Raw genomic sequence first — 25244 nt, 5'->3', positions numbered from 1 at the left:
CACGAGGGCAAGCTGGTGGTCTACGGCGAGGAGAAGGCCGGCGGAAGCCACTGAGTTTCCGCGTCTGCAATGGAACGGCAACGGAGGGGGACGGATTGGAAATCCGTCCCCCTCTGGCTTGTGGACTGACTCACCATTTGTTCCCTTGTATCTACCTTGCACCTATGCTATCTATGCCATATGTCATTGTCCGCATATCAATTTGCCTGAAATTCCGGTTCTCGTGAAAGAAGGAGGCTCCTGCTGATGAGACGTTGCATTCTGAAATCCCGCCTTTTGTTTACCCTGTTCGTCCTCTTCGCCCTGCTGGGCACGGTTTCGCTGCCATCGCCGGTTTGCTCCGCGGAGCCCCTCCGCGTGGCCGTGGCGGCCAACTTCCAGCAGCCATTCAAGGATATCGCGGCAGCGTTCACCCGGGAGACGGGCATCCCCGTGGAAGGCGTGTTCACGTCCTCCGGGAGCCTGTATCACCAGATCACAAACGGCGCACCCTATGACGCCTTTCTCTCCGCCGACGAGACGCGGCCCCAGGATCTCTTCAAGAGAGGTCTCGGGGGGAAACCTTTCGTCTATGCCACAGGCAGCGTCGTCTTGTGGGCTGAGGGAAAGAAATTCTGCAGCGCCGCAAACTGGCGGGACGTCATGATGAGAAAGGACGTGCAGAAGGTCGCCATTGCGAACCCGGTGGTGGCGCCTTACGGAGCGGCGGCGGAGGCGGCCCTTCGCCAAGTCGGCATCTGGAACAGCCCCGACAAGAAGTGGATCATCGGCCAGTCCATCGCCCAGGCCTTCCAGTACGCCGCCACGGGCGGGGCGGATGTCGGCTTCTGCGCCCTTTCCTCCGTGCGGGCATCCAAAACCGGCGGTTGCCACTACGACATCGCCGAGGCGCCACCGATCCTGCAGGGGGCCTGTCTCTTGAACCGCACAAAGAACCGCGCCGGAACCGAGCGGTTTCTCCAGTTCCTCCAGTCCCCGACGGCCGACGTCATCAAGAAGAAATACGGATACCGATAGATGGAGCTTCTTCCCCTTTACCTTTCAGCAAAGCTGGCCCTGATCACGACGCTGGTGCTGATCGTGATCGCCGCTCCCTTGGCCTATGTCCTGGCCTGCTTCACCTGGCCGGGAAAGACCTTTGTCGATGCCCTCATCAACCTGCCCATCGCCCTGCCGCCCACGGTCATCGGGTTCTACCTGCTTTGACTCCTGAGCCCCCGGGGAGCCGTCGGCTCTCTCTGGGATAACCTCTTCGGCGGGTCTCTGCTTTTCACGTTTGCGGGAATTGTGGTGGCCTGCGCCACCTACAGCCTGCCCTTCGCCATCCAGCCGATCAAGGCCGCCTTCGAGAAGCTCGATCCGCGGCTCCGGGAGAGCGCCTCCGTCCTCGGCCTCTCCCCGCTGGCCACGTTCTTCCGGGTCGTCCTGCCCAACAGCAAAAGCGGCATCGCCGCCGCGGCGATCCTGGTCTTTCTCCACAGCCTGGGCGCCTTCGGGGTGATCCTAATGGTGGGAGGCAGCATTCCCGGAGAGACCCGGGTCGCCTCCATCGCCATCTACGAGGCCGTCGAGTCGTTCCAGTACGAAAAGGCCTGGATCCTCTCCCTGGCCTTCCTGCCCGTCAGTTACTTCTTCCTGCTCCTCGTGAACCGGCTGACCCGGAGGGAGGCATCGTGAAAGGACTGCACGTCCGCCTCTCCAGGCGGCTGGGGAAACTGGAGATCGACGTCGCCTTCTCCTGCCCGGAGGGGTCGACCTTGGCCCTGATCGGGCCATCGGGAGCGGGCAAGACCACGATCATCCGGATGGTGGCCGGACTGGAGCAACCCGATGACGGAACGATCCTCTTCCATGGCGAGACGTTTTTCGACCGGGCGAGTGGCATCTGCCTCTCCACCCGCAAGCGCCGGCTGGGGTACGTCTTCCAGGATTACACGCTCTTCCCGCACCTGTCGCTGTTCGGCAACGCTGCCTTTGCGGCGAAGGACCGCCGGGAAGTCGAGGACCTGTTCCGCTTTTTCGGCCTGAATCCGATGCGGGATCGCAGGCCCGGCCAGGTCTCCGGCGGAGAGAGGCAGCGGTGCGCCATCTGCCAGGCCATGGCGACCCGCCCACGGCTTCTCCTGCTGGACGAGCCGTTCTCCGCCCTCGACGTGGTCACGCGCCGAAAGCTCCGGGACGAGTTGAAGAAAATCAAAGAAGAGCGCCGGTTGTCCGTCCTGTACGTGACCCACGACATCACGGAAGCCCTGTACATGGCGGACGTCATCCTGCCCGTCGTGGACGGCAAGATCGACCGGGACTGGCTGGAAGAGATCACCGGCGCCTCCGGCTCGGGTGACCCGGTGTCGAAGGCCGTTCGGGAGCCGAAGCTGTCGCTTGCTTTTTAAAAGGTGGCAGGCCGGATTTGAAATCCGATCCGCATCAACCTGTTGTAAGACCGGATTCAAACCCGATCTGAGTCAACAGTGCTGGCTTGATTTGAAACCGTATCCACGTTAACAAGGAGACTCCATGCAAATCGGAACCTATTCACTGGAAGAGTACCTTCATCTTATCAAGTCGTTCCACGGGAGCATGGCCCCCGGCCTCATCATCGGCGGATTCATGGTGGACCTGGCGCAGCAGAACCTCCCGGAGGGGGAGTTCTTCGACGCCCTCTGCGAAACCAGGGTCTGCCTTCCCGACGCCGTCCAGATCCTCACTCCCTGCACCATCGGGAACGGCTGGATGAAGATTTTCGACACCGGCCGCTTCGCCCTGACCATGTACGAGAAGAGCACCGGAGAAGGCGTCCGGGTGTACATGGACACGGAGAAACTCAAAGCGTGGCCCCAGATCGATTCCTGGTATTTCAAGCGCATCCCCAAACGGGAACAGGACTTCGAAGCGCTGCTGAAGGAGATCCGGGAGGCCGCAACCTCCATCCTGAGCACGCAGCGTGTCTTTGTGAAACCGGAGTTTTTGGAGAAGAAACGCCTGGGGCCGACGGCCGTCTGCCCGTCCTGCGGGGAGGCCTACCCACTCCGGGACGGTGGATCCTGCCTCGCCTGCCAGGGCCGATCCCCCTATGCATGAGGAAAGGAGGGCAACCACACCATGAAGATCCGTCATAAGGTCTGGCTGGAGAGCGACGGCAAGGTCATCTTCGGACACGGCAGGCAGGAGCTGTTCCGGGCGGTCGAGGCCTGCGGCAGCCTGAACGCGGCTGCCAAGAAGCTCGGGATGTCCTACCGGGCGGCCTGGGGACGGGTGCGGGCATCGGAGCAGCGGCTCGGAATCTCCCTCATCGAAAAGGGGTCCCATGAAAAGGGCGGCCACCTGACGGAGGAGGCAAAACGTCTCCTGCATCAGTTCGAAGAACTGGAGGAACGACTCAACGCCTGTATCCGCGCAACGGAAGAGTGGTTCGACAAGCAGCACTATGTGAAGAAGTAGAAATCCCGTACAATCCTTCCTCGTAGCACGAAATACATACCAGTGACATCATTGCGCTTTTTGGATTTTTCCCCTTGACAGTATGTCTGATCTGACTTATGTCACCGGCGGCATATATGTTATTCCGGACATAACAATACCGCCAGGAATCTTTCCAGACCCCGTTCCGGGGCGGATATTCCGATCCAAGCTGAAAGGGGGAAGTATGGCACACCAGAAAAGCGCGCAATACGATCGTGTGGTGCGGAAGCAGTACCGCGAACTGTTGGACCGCTGCAACGTCCATCTGGACAGGATGGACCGCGAGCTGCCGCCGCCAGTGGAGGACTTTCAGGCTGTCCTGAAGGAGCGCGGCGTCACCCGCCGGTCGTTCCTCAAGTGGACGTCGATCATGACGGGCGCCCTGATGCTTCCGCCCGTCTTCAAGCCCATGGTGGCCCGGGCGGCGGAACAGTTCAGCCGGGTCCCCGTCGTCTGGCTTCACATGGCCGAGTGCACCGGCTGCAGCGAAGCCCTTCTGCGCACGTCCTATCCCAACATCGACGACATCCTCCTCGACACCATTTCCCTCGAATATCATGAGACCCTGATGGCCGCCTCCGGCTACCAGGCCGAGCAGTGCCTCGAAAAGGCCCTCCATGATTTCCCAGGGAAGTTCGTCTGCGTCGTGGAAGGAGCCATTCCGCTCGGGATGGGCGGCAAGTACCTGACCCTGGGGCCGAAGGGCAAGACGGGCCTCGAAGTGGCCAGGGAGGTGACATCCAAGGCGGCCATGACGATCTGCATCGGCAGCTGCTCCGCCTTCGGCAACGTCCAGGCGGCAAAGCCGAATCCGACCGATGCAGCCGGCGTCGGCCGGGCCCTGGGCCTCCAGACGGTGAACATCGCCGGCTGCCCCCCCAATCCGATCAACTTCGTCGGCACGATCCTGCACTACCTGATGTTCGGCGGTCTGCCGGCCCTGGACGGCCTCGGACGCCCGGTCTGGGCCTACGGCAAGCGCATCCACGACTACTGCGAGCGCCGCCCCCACTACGACGCGGGCGAGTTCGTCGAGGAGTGGGGCGACGACGGCGCCAAAAAGGGCTGGTGCCTCTACAAGGTGGGATGCAAGGGACCTTACACCTTCGCCAACTGCGGCCGGGTCCGGTTCAACGATGCAGTTTCCTGGCCCATCATGGCCGGGCATGGCTGCATCGGCTGCACGGAGCCGAATTTCTGGGACACGATGGCACCGCTGGAAAAGCCGATTCAGGATGCAACCATCGGCGGCGGCGAAGCGACGGTGGACCACATCGCCATGGGGCTGACGGTCGCAACCGTCGCCGGCATCGCGGCCCATGCCGGGGCAACGGCCTGGGTCCACCGGAACGACAACGACACCGCAAACAAGGAATAGGCGACGGGAGGTATTCTATATGGCCACGCGAATGATTATCGATCCCATTACCCGCATTGAGGGACACCTGAGAATTGAAGTCGAACTGGACTCCTCGAACACCGTCCGGGACGCCTGGAGCAGCATCACCCTGTGGCGGGGCTTCGAAACGATCCTGAAGGGACGCGACCCCCGGGACGCCGGCCTCATCACCCAGCGTTTCTGCGGCGTCTGCACCTACGTCCACTACGAAGCCAGCATCCTCGCCTGCGAGGACGCCTTCAAGGTCCAGGCGCCGACGAACGCCCGGCTCGTCCGGAACCTCATCAGCGGCGCCCAGTACCTCTACGACCACGTCATGCACTTCTACCACCTCCACGGGCTGGACTGGGTGGACATCACCAGCGCCCTTAAGGCGGATCCGAAGAAGGCCGTGGAGATGGCCCGGGCCTACTGCGCGAATCCCTACAACTGCTCCGAGACCCATTACAAGGCGGTTCAGCAGCGCCTGACCAAGTTCGTCCAGTCGGGACGCCTCGGTCCTTTCGCCAATGCCTATTGGGGCAACCCCTCTTACAAGCTGCCCCCGGAGGCCAACCTGATCATCACGTCCCATTACCTGGACGCGCTGCAGGTCTCCAAGGTCGGCTCCGCGATGACAGCCATCTTCGGCGGCAAGAACCCCCATCCCCAGAGCCTGGTCGTGGGTGGCGTCTCGTCGGTCATGGACGCCCTGGACGCCTCGCGCCTCGGCGAGTACCTGTTCCGGCTCAAGGAGATGAAGAACTTCATCGAGAACGCCTACATCCCCGACGTTCTCCTGGCGGCGGCCTACTACAAGGAGGAAGGCATCCAGGGGCTTGGCGGCGGCGTCAAGAACTTCCTGGCCTACGGCGGGCTCCCCCTGGATGACGGCTGGACGAGCCTCCTCTTCCCCCGGGGACTCGTCAAGGGCGCCGATGTGGCTCACCCGATGTCCCTGGACGAGGAAAAGATCACCGAGGAAGTCAGCCATGCCTGGTACCAGGACAAGGGCCCCCTCCATCCCTACAAGGGTTGGACGTATCCCGAATACACGGGGTTTGACAAGGAAGGGCATCTGAAGGGGAACGAGAAGTACTCCTGGTGCAAGGCCCCGCGGTACGACGGCCTCCCTTACGAAGTGGGTCCGTTGGCGCGGCTCGTCGTCGCCTATTCACAGGGACACACGGAGCTCAAGAACCTCATCGACGGGACCCTGAAGGCAGCGGGCCTCCCGGTGACGGTTCTCTTCTCGACCCTCGGCCGGACGGCCGCCCGGGCCATCGAGACGAAATACGTCGCCGATCACATCGAGGGGTGGGTGAACGAGCTGATCAAGAACGTCAAGGCCGGCGACACGCGCACCTGGACGAAGTGCGACGTGCCGAAGAAGGGCGAGGGACGCGGCATGACGGAACCGCCCCGGGGAGCCCTGGGACACTGGATCCGCATCGAGGACAAGGTGATCGCCAACTACCAGGCCATCGTCCCCTCCACCTGGAACTGCTCGCCCCGCGACAAGGGCGGGCGGCGAGGCCCCTACGAGGAGTCCCTGATCGGCCTGAAACTGGCCAAGGCCGACCAGCCGCTGGAGATCATACGGACGATCCACTCCTTCGATCCCTGCATGGCCTGCGCCGTTCACATCATCGACCCGCAGACCAACGAGATCCGCAAGTACCGGGTGGCATAGGAGAAAGGAGTCTGCCATGAAAAACATCGTCCCGAAAAAGGAATGGTCCGTGGCCATCCGCTACAACCACTGGATCATGGCCTTCTCCATCTTCGCCCTCATCGTGACGGGTTTCTACATCGCCTCCCCCTTTACGCTGACCCAGGGCGAAACGGTCAACAAGTTCTTCATGGGCAACACGCGAGGCGTCCATGTATTCTTCGGCGTGCTGCTCCTGTTCCTGTTCGTCTGGCGCCTCTACCTGGCCGTTTTCTCCCGGTTCCACGCCGACTGGAAGGACTTCTTCGCCTGGACGGATTTCACCAACACCGTCAAACAGGTCAAGTTCTACCTGCTGGTCTCCAAGGAGCCGCCGGACCACAAGTACCTGTACGGACCGCTCCAGTCCCTGGCCTACGGCGGGCTTCTCTTCATGGTGTTCCTGATCTGCCTGACGGGCCTGATCCTCATGGGGGCGGGATACCATGCCGGCTGGACGGCCCTGGTCTATCCGGTTCTCAAGCCTTTCGAGATCATCATGGGGGGGCTGGCCACCGTCCGATACATCCACCATGTCCTGACCTGGGCCTTCGTGCTCTTCATCATCGTCCACATCTACATGGCCTTCTGGTACGACGTGATCTTCAAGCAGGGCACCGTGTCCTCCATGATCAGCGGCGTCGTCTTCAAGAAGGGAGAACACTGATCGGACCGGAATGCGGCGGAGACAGGATCGCCGGATCTTGAAAACGTTCCCGGAAGGGGGAAGCCGTCAAGCGCTTCCCCCTTCCCTTATAAACAGCAGCATCACCATGATGGAAAAGAAGAAGCTCATCATCCTGGGGCTGGGCAACATCATCACGAAGGACGAAGGCTTCGGGGTTCACTTTCTCCACTGGTTCCTGGAGCGCCACCGTTTGCCCGAAGAAGCGGAGGCCGTGGACGGGGGAACCCTGGGGTACGTCCTCCTGGGCCTTTTCGATCAATGCGAGCGGATGATTGTCATCGATACGATCAAGCTGCCGGATCCGCCGGGATCGATCTACCGGTTCACCCATGAGGAGATGTCTACATATCTGCCCCCTCCCACGACGGCCCACGAGGTCAGCTTCTCCGACGTCCTGTGCAAGGCCGAGATGATGGGCGACCTGCCGGAAATCACTTTCCTGTGCATCGTCCCGCACCAGTGGCGGGACATGGGGTTGGAGATGACGGAGGAGATGACGAGGCGGTTGCCGGTGATGGAACAGCTTCTTCTGCAGGAGATGGACGCCCTGGGCATCCGGACGGAACCGGTGCGCGATGCATGAGCTGTCTCTCGTTCAGTCACTTCTGGAGATCGTGGAGGAACAGGCGCGGAAGACCCCTTTCGAAACGGTGAACAGCCTGCTTTTGTCCTTCGGCCGCCTGTCCTGCATCGATCCTCAGGCCCTCCGGTTCGCCTTCTCCGTCCAGTCGCAGGGCACCAGGGCCGAGGGGGCCGTCCTCCGGTTCGACATCCGTCCGGTGACCGTCTACTGCCTGAACTGTGAAAAGGAACTGTCGCCGCCCTCCTTCACGGGAGAATGTCCCGACTGCGGCGGCAGCGAGGTGCTGCTGACGGGGGGGACGGAGGAAATGAAGCTGATCGAAATGGAAGTGGACGGGTGCTGAATAGGGGCTGCCCGCTGCGTTGCTTTCATACCCCGACGCCCTGACGTACCCAAACGTACGACTCGCGGCTCGGTATTTCGGGCGCCTTGCATTCAACCCTTTTTGAACAGCCTGAAAACAGCCATTCCGCAGTCTGTCAGGAGTAAAAAACCATGTGCATCGGCTTTCCCGGGAAAATACTTTCCATCGACGAAGATAACTTCGCCGTCATCGAGATCGGCGGCACGACGCGGGAGGTGTGCCTCGACATCGTGGACGAGCCGGTCGGGCCCGGGGACTACGTCATCTCCCACGCGGGCTATGCCATCCATCGGATCGACGAGGCCCTGGCCGTGGAAAAACTGGCCTTCCTGAAAGAGCTGATCGACCATGAAATATATTGACGAATACCGGGACCCCTCGCTGATCCGCGGCATGCTTGCCCTGATCGGGGAGACGGCCGGCTCGCTCGGGGACCGGACGATCACCCTGATGGAGGTCTGCGGGACCCACACCCAGGCGATCGCCCGCCACGGGCTGAAGGCCCTTCTGCCCCGGAATCTCCGCCTGATCTCGGGCCCAGGCTGCCCCGTCTGCGTCACTTCCACCCGCGACGTGGATACGGCCCTCCATCTCGCCGGCAGGGAAAACGTGGTCTTTGCCACCTTCGGGGACATGCTGCGGGTTCCCGGCTCGGGCGGTCGCAGCCTGCAGTTGCTGCGGGCCGACGGCGCTGACGTCCGGGTGGTATCCTCCGCGGCGGACTGCCTGTCCCTGGCGGAAGCCGAGTCTTTAAAAGAGATTGTCTTCATGGGCATCGGCTTCGAGACGACCTCGCCCACGGTGGCCTCCGCGATCCTGGCGGCCCGGAAGCGCGGCCTGTCCAACCTGACCGTCTTCTCCGTCCACAAGGTCGTCCCGCCGGTCCTCCAGGCCCTCCTGGACGACCCGGATCTCCATATCGATGGCTTTCTCTGCCCGGGCCACGTCAGCACCATCACGGGAACCGCCGCCTACGAGCGGATCCCCGCCTCGGGCCGGGCGGCGGTCATTACCGGGTTCGAGCCGGCGGACATCCTGGAGGGGATCCTGATGCTTCTCCGGCAGATTGCGGAGGGAACATTCGACGTGGAGATCCAGTACACGAGGGGGCTCAAACCGGAGGGAAACATCCGGGCCCGGGAGGTGATGGAGCGGGTGTTCCGTCCCTCCGACGCCGAGTGGCGGGGCCTGGGAACAATCCCGGCAAGCGGTCTCGTTTTCCGGGATGACTTCGGGACCTGGGACGCCCGATCCCGTCATCCCGTCCCGGAAATGCCCCCGGAAGAAATCAGGGGCTGCTCCTGCGGGGAGATCCTCCGGGGCGTCCGCACCCCCGAGGACTGTCCCCTGTTCCGCCGCGTCTGCACACCCTCGCAGCCCGTGGGTCCTTGCATGGTGTCCTCCGAGGGGACCTGCGCGGCGCATTTCAAATATTCCAGAGCAAAGGGAGGAATTTCATGAAAGTCAGAGTCGTTCAGAACGTCCTCGACGCCAACGACCGGATCGCCGATGGAAACCGGGCGCTGTTCGACGAGAAGAACCTGTATGTCATGAACCTGATGAGCTCCCCCGGTGCCGGCAAGACCTCCCTGGTGGAGCGGACCATCCTGGCCCTCCGCGACCGGGTCCGAATCGCCGTCATCGAGGGGGATATCCAGGATACTTTCGACGCCGACCGCGTGGCCGCCCTGGGAATCCCGGCGGTGCAGATCAACACCGGCGGGGGATGCCACCTGGACGGCAACATGGTCCGGGAGGCCCTGGCGGACCTGAACCTGGACGAGACGGACCTCCTCATCGTGGAAAACGTGGGAAACCTGGTCTGCCCGGCGGAGTTCCGCATCGGGGAAAACGACAAGGTCATGATCCTCAGCGTCCCCGAGGGCGCCGACAAGCCGGCCAAGTACCCCCTGATGTTCCAGGAAGCGTCGGTTCTCCTCATCAACAAGATCGATCTCCTCCCGTACGTCGATTTCGACCTCGCCAAGGCCTGCCGGGACGCCCGGGCCCTCCATCCCGGGATCGAGATCTTCGAGGTGTCCTGCAAGACCGGAGAAGGCCTGGAGGGGTGGATCGCGTGGCTCACCAAACGGATGCAAAGCCGGCGGGTGGAATAGGCATGCCCGCGCCCGGCCGGAGCGCCGCCGGGGCGCCAGCAACGATGCGCCTCGCCTGGCATTTCTCCGGAATCGTCCAGGGCGTGGGATTCCGCCCCTTCATCTACCGGCTGGCCCGGGAACGGTCCCTGGCGGGATTCGTCCAGAACCGCACCGACGGGGTGATCGTTGAGGTGGAAGGGGCCCCCGAGGCGGTCCGCCGGTTCGGTGGGGACGTTCTCGATGCCCTGCCCCCGCTGGCGGAGGTCACTTCCGTTGCGTCCGCGGAGGTACCCCCCCGGGGAGACCGGGACTTCCGGATCGCTCCCAGCGAAGACACCGGGAAGGCGGGCGTCCGCCTGTCCCCCGACGTGGCCCCCTGCGCGGCCTGCCTGGCGGAGCTGGACGACCCCGGGGACCGGCGATACCGCTACCCCTTCATCAACTGCACCGACTGCGGCCCGCGGCTGACCATCATCCGGGACATCCCCTACGACCGGGAAAACACGTCCATGGCCTGTTTTCCCCTCTGCCCGGACTGCCGCCGGGAATACGAGGACCCGCTCGACCGACGGTTCCACGCGGAGCCGAACGCCTGCGCCGTCTGCGGGCCGTCCCTCCAGCTCCTGGACGCCGAAGGCCGTCCCGTCACTTCCGACGATGAGATCGAGCAGGCCATCGGCCTCCTGAAGGGCGGCCGCATCCTGGCGATCAAGGGTCTGGGTGGATTTCACCTGGGAGTGGAGGCGGGAAACGAGGAAGCCGTCGCCCGGCTCCGACAGAGAAAATACAGGGAGGAGAAGCCCCTGGCGATCCTCGTCCGGGACGTGGACGCGGCCCGCCGGCTGGCGGTCCTCAAACCGGAAGAGGAAAAGCTGCTTGCCTCCCCCGAGCGGCCCATCGTCCTGGTCCCGAAGCGCCCGGGCAAACTCCTGGCACCGTCGGTGGCGCCCGGCATGGCCACCCTGGGGATCATGCTGCCCTCCACGCCGCTGCAGCACCTGCTCCTGAAAGGGAACTTCCAGGCCCTGGTCATGACCAGCGGCAACCGGACCGACGAGCCCATCTGCACCGGCAACCGGGAGGCCCTGGCGCGTCTGAAGGGCATTGCCGACTGCTTCCTCGTCCACGACCGGGACATCCTGGTCCGGTGCGACGACTCCATCACAATGGTCGCCGCCGGCGGACCCGCCGTGATGAGGCGCGCCCGGGGCTACACCCCCCGGGCCGTAGCGCTCCGGAGGAGATACCCCTCCGTCCTGGCCCTGGGCCCCCAGGTCAAGGCCACCGTCTGTATCGTCCGGGAAGACGCCGCCTTTCTCAGCCCCCACATCGGCGACCTGGAAACGCCCCAGGCAAGGGATTTTCACGAGGAGAGCATCGCCCTCGTCCAGCGGATCACCGAATGCGACCCAAGCCGGGTCGCCTGCGACCTCCATCCCGGCTATCACACGTCGCGCCTTGCCGCCGGCCTGACGGACCGGCGGGTCTATCGTGTCCAGCACCATCACGCCCACATCGTGAGCTGCATGGCGGAAAACCGCGCCCATGGCCCCGTGATCGGCCTCGCCATGGACGGCACAGGATACGGTACCGACGGCCAGGCCTGGGGTGGTGAGTTCCTGGTGGCCACGGAGACGGATTTCACCCGTGCCGGGCACCTGAAACCCTTCTCCCTGCCTGGAGGCGAGAAGGCGATCCGGGAGCCCTGGCGCACCGCCGCGAGCCTGCTGAGGGAGGCCTTCGGCGCCACCTGGCCCGAGGCGGCCCGGCGGTCCGGCATCCTTCCGGACGGCACGGCACCGGACCTGCTGGAGCGGATCATGGACAGCAGCCTCGCCGGGCTTCCAACAACCAGTCTCGGCAGGGTCTTCGATGGCGTGTCGGCCCTCCTGGGCATCCGCCGCCGCGTCAGCTTCGAGGGACAGGCGGCGATGGAGCTGGAGGCCCTGGCCGGGACGGAAAAGGGGCGGCTTCTAGCCTTTGCCGTTAAAGAAGAAAACGGTGTGCTCGTCCTGGATCTCTTCCCGGCGATCCGGGAATTGATGGAGCGCCTTTTCCGGGGGGAAGGCCCGGCGTCGCTGGCGGCATCGTTCCACCGCACCCTGGCCTCGGCCCTCACGGGCCTGGCCGGACGCATTCGCGAGACGAGCCGGCTCGGCACGGCGGCCCTGAGCGGCGGCTGCTTCCAGAACCGCCGGCTCCTGGAGGAGTGCGCGTCCTCCCTGGAAGGGGCGGGCTTCGAGGTCCTGCGCCACCGCTTGGTTCCGGCCAACGACGGCGGGATCGCCCTCGGCCAGGCCATCATCGCCGCCGCACAGGCCCTGAAAGAAAAAGAACGGGAAGAAACATCACGGAGGCACGAAACATGAGCAACGACCGGATCCTGCTGGAGCACGGCGGAGGCGGCCTGCTGTCGCACGAGCTGATCGCCGCGCGGTTTGTCCCCCTCTTCCGGAACCCCTGGCTGGAAAGGCTGGAAGACGGCGCCGTCGCGGAGATCGACGGAGTGAAAATCTGCCTGACGACCGATTCCTACGTGATCCAACCGCCTTTCTTTCCCGGCGGCGACATCGGGTCCCTGGCCGTCCACGGAACTGTGAACGACCTGTCCGTCTGCGGCGCGATGCCCCTGTTCCTGAGCGCTGGCTACATCCTGGAGGAGGGGTTCCCCCTGGCGGACCTGGACCGGATTGTCCGCTCCATGGCGGAGGCCGCCGAAAAGGCGGGGGTCCGCATCGTCACCGGGGACACCAAGGTCGTCCCCCGGGGAGCCGCCGACGGGATCTTCATCAACACCTCCGGGATCGGTGTCGTCCGCTATCCCGCACCCCTCTCCGTCCGGAGCATCGCTCCGGGAGACGCCGTGATCCTGAGCGGGTTCCTCGGCGACCACGGAGCGGCGGTCCTGAGCGTCCGCAAGGACCTGGGCCTCCGGACGGAGATCCTGTCGGACTCGGCGCCCCTGAACGGGCTCGTCGCGGCGGCCCTCGGCGCCAGTTCACGGGTTCACTGCATGCGGGACGCCACGCGCGGGGGGCTGGGGGCCATCCTGGCGGAGATCGCCGGCCAGTCCTGCCTGGAAATCACGATCGAAGAAAAGAGCCTGCCGATCCGGGAAGAGGTGCGGGGGGTGTGCGAAATCCTCGGACTGGACCCGCTCTTCCTGGCGAACGAGGGCAAAATGGCCCTGTTCTGCCCACAGGAGGAAGCGGACCGGGTCCTCTCGGCCATGAAGGGACATCCCCTGGGCCGGGACGCCGCCGTCATCGGAGCCGTTGCAGAGGCGGGAAAAGGCCGGTTGATCCTGCACACCGCAGTGGGCGGCTCCCGGGTCGTCGACCTCCCCACGGGGGAGCTGGTTCCCCGGATCTGCTGAAGGATCGGCCCCCCCCCGGCAGGAACTCGCAGCCCATATCGCATTGACATGAAAGGCTTTTGCCTGATACATAGACCCGAAAAACACAGGAGGGTTTCGCCATGTCCGAACTGGTCCGCTTCGGAGTTTCCCTCGACAAGAGCCTCCTCGACAAGTTCGACCGCCTGATCCGGGAGCGGCGCTACACCAACCGCTCCGAGGCCCTGCGGGACCTCATCCGCGAGGAACTGGTGAAGAAGGCCTGGGCGGAAGACATGGAGGTGGCCGGGGCTGTCACGTTCCTGTTCGACCATCACCAGCGGGACCTGCAAAACCGCATCACCGACATCCAGCACGATTACCAGAAACTCATCATCTCCACCCAGCACGTCCATCTGGATCACGACAACTGCCTGGAGATCGTCGCCGTCCGCGGGAAGGCCGGCAAAATCCAGGAGCTGACGAACCGCCTGAAGGCGACCCGGGGCGTGCGCCACTGTTCCCTCTCCATCTCCAGCGCCGGAAAGGATGCCCGGTGAAGGCGGGAACCCACACAGGCAGAAAGGATGAAACCATGAATTCGGAAACAATCCGGAGAAGCCTGGATCGCGTTTCCATCCTTCTGGCACCGGTGCTTGTCCTGTTGTTTCTGTGGACGAACGTCTCCACCGGGGCCGAGTACTACCAGTGGACGGATGAAAACGGCACTCTGCACATCTCCAACATGCCTCCCGAGGAAACCCCGAAGAAACAGAGGCGGATGAAGACCACCCGCTTCCAGGAGCCGGCCCCGGAAGCCGGCATCTCCGGCGGTCCGTCCGCTTCCCCTGCGGCCCCCGGCGCCGCCCCGGTCGGCAAGGCACCCGGGGCGCCTCCACCTCCGGCGACGGTCGATGCGGCAAAGGCGGCAACCGCTCCCGGCACATCCGCCGCATCACAGGCCCCGGCAGGCGGCACAGCAACGGGGAGACCACCGTCCGCATCTCCAGCGCCATCCGGGACGGCACCCCCGTCTGAGCCCTTCCGGACCTCCCAGCCTCCCCCCGACAGCACAGGGCAGGATGGAGATTCCACCAGAGGCGCTGTGAATACACGGCAGCAGTAGGGTAAATTCAGGCTCCCCGAGGCATGCCGTCCCTGCAACAACCGGGCGCTCGCAGACGGCGGGAAGCCTCCAAAATCCGGGAAACGGCTTGCTTTTTTTTCCGGAAGCGAGTAGCATTCGGCGCGTTTGGAACATCCCGAGGGGGGTTCCGTTTCTTTCGCAGATCAAGTTGGGTACCGACAGTGTTGAGGTGCAAGGTAGACCGCCGCGGACCCCAAGAGCCTCGGCGGTTTTTCTTTCTGCCGCGGTCACTATCCGACTTTGACAAACCCGGGAAAGGAGGAAGTCAGACCATGCCAGAAGGAAAGGTGAAGTGGTTCAACGAGAAGAAAGGCTTCGGATTCATCCAGACGGACGAGGGGGAAGACATTTTCGTTCACTTCAGCGCCATCCAGGACAGTGGATTCAAGACCTTGCAGGAGGGACAGCGGGTCTCGTTCGACATTGAGAAGGGCCGCAAGGGTCTCGCAGCGGCCAACGTAAAAGCCCTGTAATGACCGTTTTCGGGAGAGGCGCATCTTCTTCGCGGGATCGCCTCTTTTGCGTTGCGGGGCATGTACCCACGAAAGGGGAAATCGCATGAGCAAAAAACTGTATGTAGGAAACCTGACGCAGAATGTTACCGAGGACGACCTGCGGTCCAACTTCTCGGAGGTTGGCAAGATCGTCTCCATCACGATCATCAAGGATCGGTACACGGGTTATTCGAAGGGCTTCGGCTTTGTGGAGATGGAAACCCCCGAGGAGGCCAAGGAAGCTATCGCCCGCTTCAACGGCGGCCAGCTTGACGGGAAAACACTGACCGTCAGCGAGGCCAAGCCGCGGAAGGACGAAGGTGGAGGAAGGCCGGGAGGAGGCTATCGCGGCGGCGGACGTCCCGGCGGCGGTGGCGGCGGCGGTTACCGAGGCGGCGGTGGCGGCGGACGCGGCCGTTACTAAGAAGAACCTGTCTCTCGACCCAACGAAACTTCAAAGGCGGCCTGCGGGCCGCCTTTTTTGCCTTTCCCGGCCGCATTCCCGTTGAAGCGGGTTGTCCCGGCGATGGCAGGTATGATAGGAAGGGCGGCGAAAAGAAAGGGGGAGCGGGCATGGATTTCCGGGAACTGCTCGGTCGGACGTTCAAGGGATTTCTGGCGGAGGAAGAAGCGAAACGGCTGTACGATCTGGCCCGGGAGGCCAGCCGCCTGGGCGCCTGCCTGGAGATCGGCAGCTACTGCGGTCTCTCCGCCGCCTTCCTCGGCCTGGGATGCCGGGAAGGAGGGGGTGTGCTTTACTCCATCGACCACCACCGGGGCTCCGAGGAGCAGCAGCCGGGAGAGGCCTATTTCGATCCGGACCTCCTGGACGCGAAAACCAGCCGCATCGACACGCTCCCTCTTTTCCGCGAGACCCTGGAGGAGCTTTCCCTGGTCGGAACGGTCATTCCCATCATCGGCCGCTCCGCCGAGGTCGCCGCCCACTGGCGAAGCCCCCTTGCCCTCGTCTTCATCGACGGCGGCCACACCTTCGAGGCCGCCTTCACCGATTACAACTCCTGGGTCTCACACCTGATTCCGGGCGGTTATCTCGCCATTCACGACCTCTTCCCCGATCCCGCGAAGGGCGGCCAGGCCCCCTGGTGCGTCTACAACCTGGCCCTTGCCTCGGGTCTCTTCGAGGCGCTGCCCACAATTGGAACGCTGGGACTCCTGCGGCGGGCCCCCTGCGGGACCGTGACGTCCGCTGCGGCGGCCGCCTGGGAAAAGCTCCGGCCGTAAGGCTACAGGCGGTCCAGCCGGTTGTTGTGGGTCCAGAACCACCCGTAACGGTCGCCCTGCCGCTCCACCTTCAGGAATCCCTTGTCGACGAACTCGCCGATCACCTTCTCCACCAGGGCCGGGCTCGCAGCGGATGCCTCCGTGATGCGGCAGCAAAGCTCCGGCCGGGTCTCTTTCGGATCCCCGGCGGCGGGGAACGATCCCAGGTTTTCAATCAGGTCCCCGGCGAGAATCTTATAAATCAGCTGTGTCCGGTAGTGCCCCTCCACCTTGAAATGGTCCGAGGGTGCGATGGTGCCGTCATGGTAGGCCCGGATCAGGCGCTGCCACTCCTCGTCGATGGTCCCCTCGAACTCCGCCACGAAGCCCTCGATGTCGGCCGGCCCCAGGGCGGAGGTCCGCGTCACGGCCCGGTTGGCGTCGTAAAGGGACCAGTCGCTGGTCAGGATCTCCAGGTCGTAGGATTCGATCTCCTCGCGGACGGTCGTTCCGGGAAACGGGGCCAGGATGTGGTAGCCGTACATGGCCCCGAGACCCTGGGCAAAGGCGTCCGTCTCCTTCAGCGTTTCCATGGTTTCTCCGGGCAAACCGGCGATGAACGAGGCGTGACATATCATTCCCGCGTCGTTGCACATCCGGACGGCCTTCCGCACCTGATCGAGCTTGATGCCCTTCTGGATCCGATCCAGCATCTCCTGGTTCCCCGACTCCACGCCATAGCTGATGCTGTCGCAGCCGTTCTCGCGCATGATCGCCAGGGTCTCCGGGTCCACCGTGTTCACGCGTGCGAAGGCGCTCCAGGCAAACTTCAGCCCCCGCCGCCGGATCTCGTCGCAGACCTCGCGCACCTTCCTTTTGTTCGAGACGAAGAGGTCATCGGCCACGTTGATCCGGTCGATGCCGTAGGACAGGATGTGCTCGATCTCGTCCACAACCCGCGCCGCCGTCCGCTGGCGCACCTTTTTCCCCACCATCCGCCGGCCCTGGCAGAAGATGCAGGAGTATGGGCAGCCCCGGCTCGTGATGATGCTGACCGGATAGCCCAGGGCCCGGTAACGCGAAAGGGGCAGGAGATGCCGCGCCGGCATGGGCAACTCGTCCAGGTCCGGGATGAAAGGCCTGGTTTCGGTTTCCACGATGGACCCGTTTTCGCGGAACGAGAGTCCCTGGATGCCTTTCCATTTCTTCCGGTCCCGGATCGCCCCGGCCAGATCGGCGATGGTTTCCTCCCCCTCCCCGCGAACGACGAGGTCGATGCCGGGATAGGCGTTCAGCGTGCCCGCGGCGTCGAAGGACACATGGGGGCCTCCCATCATCGTGATGATGTCCGGATTGTGCTCCTTGACGGTGGAGACGATCCGCGCCGCCGCGGGAAAATTCAGGGTTACCGATGTCCCGCCCACGGCATCCGGCTGGAAGGCATCCAACTGGGCCATCAGCTTTTCCGGGGTGTACCGGCTGACGATGTAGTCGAAAATCCGCACTTCCGCGCCGGCCCGCTCGAAGGCGGCGGCGACGTAGCTGACCCCCAGGGGCGGCGCCGGCGCCTCTTCCAGGGGATACGGCGGGGCGATGATGGCGATTTTCATGGTATCGGTTTTCCCTTTCCTGGCTCGACTGCCACGGATATTTCTGTTGTTCCTTCCCCAAACTCCCATCGAACCATCACGCTGCGGGGGCGCGGCCGGGAACCTCAGTCTCCCCGGCGGGGAAATAGCAGGGACCGGATCCAGCCGGTCCAGGTGTTTCCCTTCGTATGGTGCCGGTCGATGATTGCAAACTCCTCCGCCAGCCCCCGGGGATCGGCCATCCAGTCCGCCCGCGTCTTCATGGGCAGCGCGGGGTCCAGCTCCTTCACGAAGGAGGCGGGGTTTCCCGCCACGACCGTGTAGGGGGGAACGTCCCGGGTCACCACGGCGCCGGCGCCGACGATGCTGTGGTCGCCGATGGTGACTCCTTTGCAGACGATGGCGCTGTCCCCGATCCAGACGTTGTTCCCGAGTTTCACGGGGGCCACCGCCAGGGAGGAGTCGGAGCGGTCGTAGAGACCATGCCAGTCCGCGTCGGTGATATAGGCCCCGTGGGCCATCATGCAACTGTCGCCGATGGTGATTTCCCGGGCGGCGGAGATTCTCACGCCGGGACACAGGAGGCAGTAATCGCCGATGTCGATCCGCCCTCCCGTCTCCAGGGTGGACCAGACGGTGAGGCGGACCCTCTTGTCGGGGGCGGCGATGACGTGGGCGTAGTGGCCGAGTGTGATGGGCCCTCCGAAGACCTCCACATACCAAGGCTTCATGTAGGTCCCCCCCCGGCCCAGGCGGTCGAAATGGGGCCGGAGAAAGTAGTCCGCGTACCAGACCTGGAAGGCCTGGTCGAGGCGCTTGAGGATATACGGGCGGTGTTCTCTCAGCATGGGCCCCTCCGAACCGCCTGAAGACCTCCTCCCCTCAGCGTGGGCCCCCGTCTTCCCAGAAACCGTGCCGGAACAGACGGCCCCCCGGTGTCAGTCCGTAGAGCGCATCATAGGCCAGGAGCACCGCCGCCGCCGTCCACGCCGTCCGCTCCTCCGGCCAGATGACGGCATCGGGAAAGGTCACTCCCATCCAGTAGGAGCCATCGTCGTACTTCTTGTCCAGGATCCAGCTGAAGACGGCCTTGGCCCGTTCGTGTTCTCCCACCGCATCCAGGGCCAGGACCAGTTCCGACGTCTCCGCCATGGTCGCCCACGGCCGGTCGCAGACGCACCGGACCCCCCAGTCGGGGACAACGAACCGCTCCCAGTAGCGGTCGATGCGCCGGCGGGCATCCTGCCCCTGGAGGGCGCCGCAGAGAACCGGGTAATACCAGTCCATGGAGAAGCGGGATTTGATCATGTTGAAGTGGTTCGGCTTATGCTGGATGGCGTGGCCGAGCTTCCCGAGGGCTTCCTCCCAGCGGGGCATCTTCCGTCCCTGGCGCCCGGCCATGGCCAGGGCGCACTTGACGCTCATGAAGATCGAGCTGGATCCCGTCAAGAGGGCCATGGGATCGGCAACGCCCTCCTTGTTCCGGGCCCAGTAGATCTCTCCCGTCGGGGCCTGGAGGCCCAGGGCGTATTCGATCCCCCCCTCGACCATCGGCCAGAAGGAAAGCGCCGTATCCCAGTCGCCGGTCACCAAGCCGTAGTGGAAAACGCCAACGGCGACGTAGGAGGAAAAGTTGGAGTCCTTCGTCGGATCTTCCACGACACCACCCCGGACCGCCGACCACCAGCTTCCGTCCGGGAGCTGCGTATCCACAAGCCACCGGTACGCACGCTGCGCCTCTTCCAGGCGTCCGGCCACGACGAGCCCCATGGCGCTTTCCACATGGTCCCACGGGTCCGTCTTGCCGCCGACGGACCAGGGGATTTCCCCGTTTTCCTTCTGTACACCGGCGATGAATCCGGCGGTGGCTTCCACGTCCAGTCTCAGGTCCGGCTTCAGGGCCGGGCGGGTCGAGGTTCGCTCCATATCAGCAACCCTTCTTCAGGTAGAGTACGATGCTCTTGGCGATCAGCGGGTTCAGCATCCGGTCGAGGATGACCGTGAGCCTGGGTTTTTCCATGATGTCCCATTCCAGAAAACGCTTGTAGAGATTCACGGGCCGCGAGTCTTCCCGCTTGTGGCCCACAAGGCACTTGAGCCACCAGTAGGGGGCGTGAAGGCCGTGGCGATAATCGATCCCCCGGAAGGCGGCACCCGCATCTTCCAGGAGGCGTCGGATCTCCCGCTTCCGGTAGATCCGGATGTGGCCCCCCGGCTCGTTGTGGTAGGCCTCCGAGAGAGCCCAGCAGATCCGCTCCGGGAGCCAGCGGGGAACGCTCACCACCAGATCCCCGCCTGGCCGGAGAACCCGCATCAGTTCGGACACGGCCTTCCGGTTGTCCGGGATGTGCTCCAGCACCTCCGAACAGATGACGACGTCGAAGGCCCCGTCGGGAAAAGGCAGCCGCGTCACGTCGGACTTGATGGCCATGACGGCGCCCCGGCAGCCGTTCTCCTGGCTCATAACCCAGAGGGTGCCCCCGGCCTTGCGGAGGTCCTCTTCGCTCAGGTCAAGCCCGACGGCGGTGATATCGGCCCTCCGGAAGGCCTCACAGATATGCCGGCCTGTCCCGCAGCCGGCGTCGAGAACCCTCATTCCCGGCCGGAGGTCCAGGCGCTCAAAGTCGACGGTGAGCATTCATGGCCTCCCGGTAGACATCCACGCCCCGCTGGGCGGCATGCCGCCAGGTGAACGCTCCTTTGACGCGCTCCAGGCCGGCCCGCCCGAGTTCCTCCCTCTTTTTCGGGTTGTCCAGGAGATCCTCGATGGCTCTCTCCAGGGCCTCCCGGTCGGCCGGGGGAACCAGGATGCCAGCGTCTCCCACCACTTCCGGGAGCGCCCCGCCGGTCGTGCTGATGACGGGCACGCCGCAGGCCATCGCCTCACCGGCGGGCATTCCGAACCCCTCGTACAGGGAGGGGATGACGGCCATCGTGGCCTTGGCGTAATACCCGGCAAAAGCCTCCCAGGCGATGCGGCCGGTGAACGTCACCGTGTCGCCCAGCCGCAGCTCTTTGACGAGGCGTTCGATGGCCCCGTCCTTCTTGGGCTGGCCGATGACGGTCAGTTTCACCGGACGGCGCCGCCGTAGGGAATCGACGGCCTCCAGGAGGTATCGCAACCCCTTGAGGGGCGTGTCGGCGCTGTTGGTCACGAGGATCGTGTTCTCCGGGCGTCCGTTCCCGTTGGCGGGATAGAAGAAGTCCATGTTGATGCCGTTGGGAACCACCCGGAACTTATCCTCCGGCACCCCGAACGCCCGGCTGATGTCGCCTTTCGAACACTCGGAGACGGTGATGATCTGCGAGAAGAGCCGGGAGACCTTGATTTGCATGTCCAGGAAGGAGTACCAGCGGCGCACCTTGAGCCGCTTCAGCAGGTTCGGGGCGGCGTCGATTTCCGTATCGCGGTCCACCGTGATGGGATGGTGGATCGTTGCCACCGTCGGGTAGCCGAGCTTTTCCAGATCCAGGATGCCCCAGGACAGACACTGGTTGTCGTGGACGATGTCGTAGGCCGGCTTCCGATCGCGGAACCAGCGGTGGACGCGGGTCCCGAACGTCCTGGGCTCGGGAAACCCTCCCAGGCACATGTCCAGAAACTCCATGGTGTTGACCGGCGAAAGGAGATCCCGGTACCGGGTCGGGCGGAACAGGTGATCCGCATTGTACAGGTCGAGGCCCGGAAGCTTGTGAAGGGTGACCTCCTCGGGCACCTCCGGGTAGGGGGGACCGGAGATGACGTCCACCTTGTGCCCCAGGTCCCGGAGGGCGCGGCTCAGGTACTTGATGTAGACCCCCTGCCCGCCACTGGCCGGGTTGCCCCGGTAGGTCAGGAGGCAGATCTTGAGCGATCCGGTGGATCGTTTGGACTTCTTTCCTTTTGCTGCTTTTTTTGGTTTCATGACGCGTCTCTTCCAGGCAGGCGGCAACCGCGGGGAGGGGCGATGGCGGGTACGGGGCGCGGCCCCGGACGGAATCAGGACCCCCCGGCGGTGGCCCGCCGGACAATCTCCTCGGAATTTCTCATCATTTCTTCCACTTCCCGTAGGTTCATGCCGGCCCCGAGGGCCACGCGGACGGCCTGGTCGCGGGTGATGAGATCCTGCGGCCCGTGGCTGTCCGTGTTCAGAATCAGGGGAACTTCAAATCGGCGGGCCAGGCCAAGCACATGCCCGTTCGTGAGGCTGTGCCCCTTCCGGGCGGAGATCTCGAGGCACACGCCCTGCTCCCTGGCCCGCATCACGTCGGCCTCGGAAATCAGACCCGGATGGGCCAGGATGTCCACGGCCGCCTCGATGGCCGCCCGGTTCGTCCCCGGCAGCACGGGCTCGGCGATGGTCTCCCCGTGAACGACGACGATGCGGGCTCCCAGATCCCGGGCCTCCCGGACCAGTTCAGCGATGTATTCCGGCGGGACGTGGGTCAGCTCGATTCCCGGGATGACGGGCATTCCCAATGCACCCGAGAGCTTCCGGCACGCCTTTGCAATCCGGGGCACGATGAAATCCACGTTGGAGTGATCCCCATGATCGGTGACGGCCAGGGCGCGATATCCCCTGTCCTGGGCCCGCCGGGCCATTTCGGAGGGGATCAGCTCTCCGTCGCTGAAGATGGAATGGGTATGCAGATCGATCACAGAATCAACACGTTTCCCTGTAATATCGGTCAACTCCTGAACCGGAGCGGACTAATTAGCAGATTTCCGCAGGAAGGTCAACGAAATAACGCGTACGGTCAACCGAGACTCTTGAAGAGTTTCGATGGGATGGACGGAATCGCACCACCCGTGAGGGGCGGCTGCCGGTCCCGGGGATTCCGTCAGGAGGAGCGCTGGGGCAGATGGATTTGCCGCCGGTTCGGGTCCGGCTGCATCCGGTAGAAAATGGCCGTGTGTCCGATGAGCCCCACGAGGGACGACCCGGTGGCAGCCCCGATCCTCGCGGCGAGATCCTCCTTCCGGTCCTTTTCCTTGAAATCGTTGAATTTGACCTTGATCAGCTCGTGTTCGGCCAAGGCTCCTTCCGCAGCCGCCAGGACGCCCCCGGTGAGGCCCGCCTGTCCGATCAGGACCAGCGGCTTGATCCCGTGGGCGAGGCCGCGGAGGTATTTCCGCTGAAACCCCTGCAGCTCCATCAGCGCCCTCCCGGCCATGGCCTTGCCAGGCTCAACATGACCTTCCACTGGAGATCCGCGACCTCAAGGATCAGGCGGGAGAAGCGAAACCAGCCGTCGAACCATGATCGGCGGCAGAAGGACGGATCCCCGATGGTCGCGCCGTCCATCCCCGGAATGAAGCGGAAGAAGCCCGTCTTCCAGGCGTCCGGGCGGAAGGGACTTCCTGTCTCCGTCGACAATCCTTCCCGCTTTTCCGTTGGTGTGACCGGGGCTTGCGCCGCCCGTTCATCCGGTGCATTCGGTTTCCGGAGCGGCGTCTCAGGTTCCGGTGTCTTCTTTCCCCCTGCCGCTTTCACGGCGAACGCTTTCAACGGGGCGCCCTTCCTGCCGGCTGCGTCGGCCGTCTTCGCCCGATCCTTCTTCTTTCCCGCCGCACCCGGGGGAGAGGACTTCGATGCCGGCGTTTTCGCCCGGCCGGAGGATCTGCGTTTTTCGCTCGTCCCCGGAGACCCGCCGCCGGCCTTTCCTTTCGCCGGTTTCACAGACCTCGTGCGGGTCGGCGCGGACGGCTTCAGGGCGCTCAGTTTGTTGAGCAGTTCCTCGTTCTTCCTAACCATACAGTATCTCCTCCGTCAGGGCCTGGAAATCTTCGGCCCCGGCACTCCGGGGACCGTAATCGAAAATGCTTTTCTGGGCGATCTGGGCCTTCACCAGGTCCACGTTTACCCGGATGGCCGTGCGAAGAAGGCGCTCCCCCAGGTCGTCCCGGAGAACCTGCAGGATCTGGTCGGACAGGACCGTCCGCCGGTCGAACTTGGAAAGCAGGACTCCCCGGAACTTCAGGGTTCGGTTGTACTCCTTCCGGATCCCCTCGATCTCCTCCAGGAGCTGCTTGAGTCCAAGGATGGCGAAGAAACCCACCTCCACCGGGACGATGACCTCGTCCGCCGCCGCCAAGGCGCTCCGCGTGAAGATATTGATGCTGGGAGGGCAATCGTAGAGCATGAAATCGTAGGACCGCTCCAGGGGGGCGAGGAGCTTCTTCAGGCGCCGTACGCCGTCGTCACGGTGCAGGATGGGCTCTATGTCCTTGAGGGCGTTGTTGGCCGGCAGGACATCCGCCTCATCCGTGGGGACAATGAACTCCGATGGATTTCCGCCCTCCGCCAGGAGGTCCTTGACGGTCGGCTTTTCTCCCTCGATGATCAGTCCAAGGGAGGCCGAGGCGTTTCCCTGGGCGTCCAGGTCGACCAGGAGGACTCGCTTACCACGGCGGGTCAATCCGCCGGCGAGCCCCAGGGCGGCGGTCGTCTTGCCGACGCCGCCCTTCTGGTTCGTGAAGGCGATCTTTCTGGCCATGCTCCGCCTCCTTATCCGAGGGATGTGATGGAAGACAGGCAACCGACAGGCATTGATAATATCAATCGTCCCGCGGCGCAACCACTTTTCCTCCGAGCTTTTCCCTGAATCCCCGGAACCGGGACCCGTCTGCATTTCATGTCGCATTTCCGCATTGGCTGCTATCACTCCGGCCGTGAAGTGTAGTATGATCCGCCCCGATCATGTTGACCCGCGGGCAGGAATCCCGGCCGTTCGCAAGGACCGCCCGCACGGCCTTTCCGGGAGGACAGACGATGGAATACAGGATCCAGGAGAACTGCAAGGGAGTGGACTGGCACCAAATCCAGTCCACACTGCGGGAGGCGGGGATGGGTTTCTACGACCACGCCCGCCATCGACGGGCCTTCGAAAACAGCGAGGCCGTCGTCTTCATCTACGAGGGCGAGCGGATCATCGGCTTCGGCCGGGCCATCTCCGACGGGGCCTACCAGGCGGCCGTGTACGATATGGCGGTCGTTCCGGAACACCGGGGCAAGGGCGTGGGAAAGCTCATCATGGGGACGATCCTGAAAAAGGTCGGGGCCTGCAACGTCATCCTTTACGCAAGCCCGGGACGTGAAGGCTTTTATCAGGCCATGGGATTCGGCCGCCTGAAGACGGGCATGGGCCTTTTTCTCCAGCACGAGGAAAAACGGAAAAGGGGAATGGTGGAATAACT

31 protein-coding genes are annotated in these 25244 nt (G+C 63.9%); 22 read left to right on the top strand and 9 right to left on the bottom strand.

The features are described 5' to 3' along the window. Nucleotides 1–246: 246 nt before the first annotated feature. From modA to PLO63_14680, 21 genes are all read left to right on the top strand, one after another. Nucleotides 247–1017, top strand: coding sequence for a molybdate ABC transporter substrate-binding protein (gene modA, locus PLO63_14780; GenBank protein ID HOI75408.1), 771 nt, complete (start codon nucleotides 247–249; stop codon nucleotides 1015–1017). Next, complete coding sequence (locus tag PLO63_14775; protein ID HOI75407.1) at nucleotides 1018–1206, top strand: hypothetical protein; 189 nt, start codon at nucleotides 1018–1020, stop codon at nucleotides 1204–1206. A gap of 57 nt (nucleotides 1207–1263) precedes the next feature. Next, nucleotides 1264–1677, top strand: a complete 414-nt coding sequence (locus PLO63_14770) for an ABC transporter permease subunit (protein HOI75406.1) — start codon at nucleotides 1264–1266, stop codon at nucleotides 1675–1677. Then, entirely contained in the window at nucleotides 1674–2390 is a 717-nt protein-coding gene (locus PLO63_14765; protein ID HOI75405.1) for an ATP-binding cassette domain-containing protein, read from the top strand. Before PLO63_14770 ends, PLO63_14765 begins: the two co-directional genes overlap by 4 nt. 124 nt (nucleotides 2391–2514) lie before the next feature. Then, nucleotides 2515–3078 carry a formylmethanofuran dehydrogenase subunit E family protein gene (locus PLO63_14760; protein HOI75404.1) on the top strand — a complete coding sequence of 188 codons (564 nt, stop codon included), beginning with the start codon at nucleotides 2515–2517 and terminating at the stop codon, nucleotides 3076–3078. Between the two features lie 21 nt (nucleotides 3079–3099). Beyond that, nucleotides 3100–3438, top strand: a complete 339-nt coding sequence (locus PLO63_14755) for a LysR family transcriptional regulator (protein HOI75403.1) — start codon at nucleotides 3100–3102, stop codon at nucleotides 3436–3438. Nucleotides 3439–3643: 205 nt separating this feature from the next. Then, entirely contained in the window at nucleotides 3644–4837 is a 1194-nt protein-coding gene (locus tag PLO63_14750; protein HOI75402.1) for a hydrogenase small subunit, read from the top strand. A 19-nt stretch (nucleotides 4838–4856) separates the two neighbouring features. Further along, on the top strand, nucleotides 4857–6530 hold the full coding sequence (locus PLO63_14745) for a nickel-dependent hydrogenase large subunit (GenBank protein HOI75401.1): 1674 nt from the start codon (nucleotides 4857–4859) through the stop codon (nucleotides 6528–6530). Between the two features lie 16 nt (nucleotides 6531–6546). Then, nucleotides 6547–7215: a Ni/Fe-hydrogenase, b-type cytochrome subunit gene (gene cybH / locus PLO63_14740; protein HOI75400.1), complete on the top strand. Its 669-nt coding sequence runs from the start codon at nucleotides 6547–6549 to the stop codon at nucleotides 7213–7215. Between the two features lie 106 nt (nucleotides 7216–7321). Then, nucleotides 7322–7819, top strand: a complete 498-nt coding sequence (locus PLO63_14735; GenBank protein HOI75399.1) for a hydrogenase maturation protease — start codon at nucleotides 7322–7324, stop codon at nucleotides 7817–7819. Further along, a complete protein-coding gene (hypA, locus tag PLO63_14730; GenBank protein HOI75398.1) occupies nucleotides 7812–8162 on the top strand; it encodes a hydrogenase maturation nickel metallochaperone HypA in 351 nt (116 codons plus the stop codon). Before PLO63_14735 ends, hypA begins: the two co-directional genes overlap by 8 nt. 152 nt (nucleotides 8163–8314) lie before the next feature. Continuing rightward, a complete protein-coding gene (locus tag PLO63_14725) occupies nucleotides 8315–8545 on the top strand; it encodes a HypC/HybG/HupF family hydrogenase formation chaperone (protein HOI75397.1) in 231 nt (76 codons plus the stop codon). After that, nucleotides 8532–9644: a hydrogenase formation protein HypD gene (gene hypD, locus PLO63_14720; GenBank protein ID HOI75396.1), complete on the top strand. Its 1113-nt coding sequence runs from the start codon at nucleotides 8532–8534 to the stop codon at nucleotides 9642–9644. The genes PLO63_14725 and hypD overlap by 14 nt, the downstream gene beginning before the upstream one ends. Next, nucleotides 9641–10300 carry a hydrogenase nickel incorporation protein HypB gene (hypB, locus tag PLO63_14715; GenBank protein ID HOI75395.1) on the top strand — a complete coding sequence of 220 codons (660 nt, stop codon included), beginning with the start codon at nucleotides 9641–9643 and terminating at the stop codon, nucleotides 10298–10300. Before hypD ends, hypB begins: the two co-directional genes overlap by 4 nt. 2 nt (nucleotides 10301–10302) lie before the next feature. Then, entirely contained in the window at nucleotides 10303–12651 is a 2349-nt protein-coding gene (hypF, locus tag PLO63_14710) for a carbamoyltransferase HypF (GenBank protein HOI75394.1), read from the top strand. Continuing rightward, the gene (hypE, locus tag PLO63_14705; GenBank protein HOI75393.1) at nucleotides 12648–13658 is read left to right on the top strand and encodes a hydrogenase expression/formation protein HypE; all 1011 of its coding nucleotides are present in this window, start codon (nucleotides 12648–12650) and stop codon (nucleotides 13656–13658) included. Before hypF ends, hypE begins: the two co-directional genes overlap by 4 nt. Nucleotides 13659–13759: 101 nt before the next feature. Next, nucleotides 13760–14176, top strand: coding sequence for a nickel-responsive transcriptional regulator NikR (gene nikR / locus PLO63_14700; protein ID HOI75392.1), 417 nt, complete (start codon nucleotides 13760–13762; stop codon nucleotides 14174–14176). Nucleotides 14177–14211: 35 nt separating this feature from the next. Next, nucleotides 14212–14742, top strand: a complete 531-nt coding sequence (locus PLO63_14695) for a hypothetical protein (protein HOI75391.1) — start codon at nucleotides 14212–14214, stop codon at nucleotides 14740–14742. Nucleotides 14743–15035: 293 nt separating this feature from the next. After that, the gene (locus PLO63_14690) at nucleotides 15036–15236 is read left to right on the top strand and encodes a cold-shock protein (protein HOI75390.1); all 201 of its coding nucleotides are present in this window, start codon (nucleotides 15036–15038) and stop codon (nucleotides 15234–15236) included. An 85-nt stretch (nucleotides 15237–15321) separates the two neighbouring features. Next, nucleotides 15322–15681 (top strand): RNA-binding protein, encoded by a 360-nt coding sequence (locus PLO63_14685; protein ID HOI75389.1) that lies wholly within the window; start codon nucleotides 15322–15324, stop codon nucleotides 15679–15681. Nucleotides 15682–15830: 149 nt separating this feature from the next. Further along, on the top strand, nucleotides 15831–16499 hold the full coding sequence (locus PLO63_14680; protein ID HOI75388.1) for a class I SAM-dependent methyltransferase: 669 nt from the start codon (nucleotides 15831–15833) through the stop codon (nucleotides 16497–16499). A 2-nt stretch (nucleotides 16500–16501) separates the two neighbouring features. Here PLO63_14680 and PLO63_14675 read toward each other — a convergent pair whose 3' ends face one another. The 9 genes from PLO63_14675 to PLO63_14635 form a co-directional block, all read right to left on the bottom strand. Beyond that, nucleotides 16502–18088 (bottom strand): radical SAM protein, encoded by a 1587-nt coding sequence (locus PLO63_14675; GenBank protein ID HOI75387.1) that lies wholly within the window; start codon nucleotides 18086–18088, stop codon nucleotides 16502–16504. A gap of 104 nt (nucleotides 18089–18192) precedes the next feature. After that, nucleotides 18193–18915 (bottom strand): acyltransferase, encoded by a 723-nt coding sequence (locus tag PLO63_14670; GenBank protein ID HOI75386.1) that lies wholly within the window; start codon nucleotides 18913–18915, stop codon nucleotides 18193–18195. A gap of 34 nt (nucleotides 18916–18949) precedes the next feature. Beyond that, the gene (locus PLO63_14665; protein ID HOI75385.1) at nucleotides 18950–19993 is read right to left on the bottom strand and encodes a hypothetical protein; all 1044 of its coding nucleotides are present in this window, start codon (nucleotides 19991–19993) and stop codon (nucleotides 18950–18952) included. 1 nt (nucleotide 19994) lies between these two features. After that, nucleotides 19995–20705, bottom strand: a complete 711-nt coding sequence (locus tag PLO63_14660) for a class I SAM-dependent methyltransferase (protein HOI75384.1) — start codon at nucleotides 20703–20705, stop codon at nucleotides 19995–19997. Then, complete coding sequence (locus PLO63_14655) at nucleotides 20686–21972, bottom strand: glycosyltransferase family 4 protein (GenBank protein HOI75383.1); 1287 nt, start codon at nucleotides 21970–21972, stop codon at nucleotides 20686–20688. The genes PLO63_14660 and PLO63_14655 overlap by 20 nt, the downstream gene beginning before the upstream one ends. Nucleotides 21973–22046: 74 nt before the next feature. Further along, on the bottom strand, nucleotides 22047–22706 hold the full coding sequence (locus tag PLO63_14650) for a histidinol phosphate phosphatase domain-containing protein (GenBank protein HOI75382.1): 660 nt from the start codon (nucleotides 22704–22706) through the stop codon (nucleotides 22047–22049). A gap of 182 nt (nucleotides 22707–22888) precedes the next feature. Further along, on the bottom strand, nucleotides 22889–23203 hold the full coding sequence (locus PLO63_14645; protein HOI75381.1) for a YhbY family RNA-binding protein: 315 nt from the start codon (nucleotides 23201–23203) through the stop codon (nucleotides 22889–22891). Beyond that, the gene (locus PLO63_14640; protein HOI75380.1) at nucleotides 23203–23802 is read right to left on the bottom strand and encodes a hypothetical protein; all 600 of its coding nucleotides are present in this window, start codon (nucleotides 23800–23802) and stop codon (nucleotides 23203–23205) included. The genes PLO63_14645 and PLO63_14640 overlap by 1 nt, the downstream gene beginning before the upstream one ends. Then, entirely contained in the window at nucleotides 23795–24544 is a 750-nt protein-coding gene (locus PLO63_14635; protein ID HOI75379.1) for a ParA family protein, read from the bottom strand. The genes PLO63_14640 and PLO63_14635 overlap by 8 nt, the downstream gene beginning before the upstream one ends. 275 nt (nucleotides 24545–24819) lie before the next feature. On the opposite strand from PLO63_14635, the gene PLO63_14630 reads away from it, so the two are divergent. Next, nucleotides 24820–25242: a GNAT family N-acetyltransferase gene (locus PLO63_14630; GenBank protein ID HOI75378.1), complete on the top strand. Its 423-nt coding sequence runs from the start codon at nucleotides 24820–24822 to the stop codon at nucleotides 25240–25242. Nucleotides 25243–25244 lie beyond the last annotated feature (2 nt).

The sequence above is a fragment of the Syntrophales bacterium genome (assembly GCA_035363115.1).
Classification (GTDB): Bacteria; Desulfobacterota; Syntrophia; order Syntrophales; family PHBD01; genus PHBD01.
Note: the sequence above shows the minus strand (reverse complement) of the source record. Positions and strands in the feature narration are given on the sequence as shown.